This is a genomic window from Xenophilus sp. (assembly GCF_044462705.1).
GTDB classification, from domain to species: Bacteria; Pseudomonadota; Gammaproteobacteria; order Burkholderiales; family Burkholderiaceae_C; genus Xenophilus; species Xenophilus azovorans.
The window spans coordinates 12,207-15,184 of sequence record NZ_JBIQNC010000130.1 but is presented as its reverse complement, the minus strand read 5'-3'; the positions used below and the strand labels follow the sequence as shown (position 1 = coordinate 15,184).

The window sequence follows — 2,978 nt, the reverse complement described above, 5'->3', positions numbered from 1 at the left end:
TAGCGCTCGAACTGGCGCTGCGCCGCGGAGGCGTCCACCCCCTCGCGCAGCACGGCGCTGCTGAAGCCGCTGCGCTGCATGTGCACCAGCAGGTCGATGATCACATCGCCCGTGGCGCGGATGTCGCCGGCGAAGCGCCGGCGGCGGCGCAGCATGATGGCCTGGCTGTACGCGCGGCCGTCGGTGAACTTCGGAAACTGCAGCTCGATGCGGCCGACGCCTTCCAGGTCCAAATCGGCGGCCAGCGGGTCGGCGTCGTTGGGCAACTGCAGGACCTTCAGGCCCTCGTCCGCGCCGCTCTCGCCGGCATGCTGCTCGGCGCTGAGGATGCGCAGCGTCTGCTTCATGCCGCAACCTCCTCGGCCTTGAAGCGCGCGCCGTTGGCCGCGGCCTTGAACGGGTCGTGGCCCACGCGCCGCAGCGTGTCGATGAAGAACTCGCCCGGCTTGCGCAGCGCGCGGTAGGTGCCGAGCAGCGCCTCGATCACCTCCGGCACCTCGGCCGCCGAGAACGACGGGCCGACCACCTTGCCGCCCAGCGCCGGGCCCGACAGCTCGGTGCCGTCGGAGCCGCCCAGCGTGATCTGGTACCACTCCTTGCCGTCCTTGTCGACGCCCAGGATGCCGATGTGACCGCTGTGGTGGTGGCCGCAGGAGTTGATGCAACCGCTCATGTGCAGGTCGATCGGGCCGAGGTCGAACACCTCGTCCAGGTCCTGGTAGCGCTCGGTGATCGCCGCCGCGATGGGCAGCGAGCGCGCGTTGGCCAGCGAACAGAAGTCGCCGCCCGGGCAGGCGATCATGTCGGTCAGCAGGCCGATGTTGGGCTGCGCCAGGCCCAGCGCGCGCGCTGCCTCGTACAGCGCGGGCAGGTCGCTCTCGTGCACCCAGGGCAGCATCAGGTTCTGCTCGTGCGTCAGGCGCGCCTCGGAGGCGGAGAACTGCTCGGCCAACTGCGCCAGCGCCTCCATCGTGTCGGCGTCGGCGTCGCCGGGCGCGAAGCCCACGCGCTTGAACGACAGCGTGACGGCGCGCAGGTGCGGCAGGCGGTGGCCGCGCACGTTCTGCTTGAGCCAGCGCTGGTAGAGCTGGCCGTCGGTGTTCACGCTGGAAGGCAGGTTGGCGGGCTTGAGCTCGGGCACCACGAAGCTGGCCTGCACGCGGTCCAGCTCGGCCTGGGTGATGGTGTGCGGGGCGCCGTCCAGCTCGACGATGTCCTTGTACTCGGCCTCCACGTCGTCGATGAACTTCTGGCCCTCGGCCTTGACCAGGATCTTGATGCGCGCCTTCCACTTGTTGTCGCGCCGGCCATAGCGGTTGTACACGCGCACGATGGCCTCGATGTAGTTGAGCAGCTGGTCCCAGGGCAGGAACTCGCGCACCACGGTGCCGATGATCGGCGTGCGGCCCATGCCGCCGCCGGCCTTGACGGTGAAGCCCACCTCGCCGGCGTCGTTGCGCACCGCCTGCACGCCGATGTCGTACCAGCCGGTGGCGGCGCGGTCCTCGACCGAGCCGTTGTAGGCGATCTTGAACTTGCGCGGCAGGAACGTGAATTCCGGATGCAGCGAGCTCCACTGCCGGGTGATCTCGGCGAAGGGGCGGGTATCGACGATGTTGTCTTCGGCAATGCCCTCGTAGGCCTCGCAGGTGATGTTGCGGATGTCGTTGCCGCTGGTCTGGATGCCGTGCATGCACACGCTGGCCAGCAGGTCCATCACGTCGGCCGCCTTGGTGATGGGGATCCAGTTGAACTGCACGTTGGTGCGGGTGGTGAAGTGGCCGTAGCCGTAGCGCAGCGGCGGGGCCGCCAGCGTCAGGCCCGGCTGGGCCGCCTGCAGCTCGTCCTGCGTGGCCTGGGCGTGGGCCAGCAGCGCCGGGTCGGGCTTGTCGTACTCGCGGGCGATGTGCGCCAGCATGCGCAGTTGCGCGCTGCTGATCTCGCCGTAGGGCACGGCGATGCGCGCCATGGGGGCGTAGCGCTGGATGTACCAGCCGTTCTGCAGCCGCAGCGGCAGCAGCTCATCATCGGAGAGCTCGCCGCGCTGCCAGCGCTCGAGCTGGTCCCGGAACTGCTCCGCGCGCAGGCGGACGAACTGGCGATCGAAATCTGTGTACTGGTACATCGTGCGATAGGGGGACTGGAATGGCGCCGGCACGGCCCCGTGGAAGGGCTCGCGGGCGCGAAGGGCGGACTGTAGAGGCGGCCCTTATGAAAACAAACGATTTTCTGGTTCGAGCCTTATCCGGATATGCATATTCGCAAGGCGCCATGCGGGTTTCGGGGCCGCCGGGGCGCATTCCGGGATAAGGGCGGCAGGCGCTGGTCCGGCCCGCCTACGCCCCGGTCTTCCCGGGCGCCAGCGCGGCCTGGATGTCTTCCAGCCGCCGGCCGCGCGTCTCGACGCCGCCGCGCAGCAGCAGCGCCGCGGCCAGGGCCGTCGGCACGGCGATGACCAGCGCCGACAGCGCGAAGTGCCCGAACACCCCCAGCACGCCGAAGCCCGCGCCGAGGATGCCGCCGGCCTTCGAGCTGGCGGCGATCACCCCCGAGCCCGTGCCGCGCAGGTGCACCGGATAGATCTCGGCGGCGTAGGGGATGAGCATGGCGATCACGCCGCTCGAGCTGAACAGCAGCAGCGCGGTGGCCGTCACCATCGCCGCCGCCGAGTGCACCTGGAGCATGCCCAGCACCATGAACAGCAGCAGCGCGGCGGCGGTGAGCGCGAGGAAGAGCACCAGCGCCTTGACGCTGCTCCAGCGGTGGTAGAGCCCGATGACGACCAGCGTGCCCGGCAGCGCCAGCAGGGCTGAGCGCGCCAGCAGGGCGTTGGCCGCGCCCGGGTCCATGCCCATCGCGCCCAGGTTGGTCGGCAGCCACAGCAGGAAGCCGAAGTTCACCAGCCCCCAGGCCAGGCCCGAGACGACCAGGCCCCAGGTGATGCGGGCATGCGGGCCGCGCAGCAGCGAGCCCAGCCC

The 2,978-nt window shown here is 70.0% G+C and carries 3 protein-coding genes; all 3 read right to left on the bottom strand.

From position 1 onward, the window contains the following. Positions 1 to 347, bottom strand: a 347-nt coding sequence (locus tag ACIY1X_RS17880) for a DUF934 domain-containing protein (protein ID WP_399683022.1), incomplete at its 3' end; no start/stop codon positions are given. After that, entirely contained in the window at positions 344 to 2,125 is a 1,782-nt protein-coding gene (locus tag ACIY1X_RS17875) for a nitrite/sulfite reductase (RefSeq protein ID WP_399683019.1), read from the bottom strand. The genes ACIY1X_RS17880 and ACIY1X_RS17875, both read right to left, overlap by 4 nt. 211 nt (positions 2,126 to 2,336) lie before the next feature. Continuing rightward, positions 2,337 to 2,978, bottom strand: a 642-nt coding sequence (locus ACIY1X_RS17870) for an MFS transporter (protein ID WP_399683016.1), incomplete at its 5' end; no start/stop codon positions are given.

Bases quoted from the DNA above. Each gene is read 5' to 3' on its own strand.
- ACIY1X_RS17875 (WP_399683019.1), bottom strand. From the start codon at position 2,125: ATGTACCAGTACACAGATTTCGATCGCCAGTTCGTCCGCCTGCGCGCG.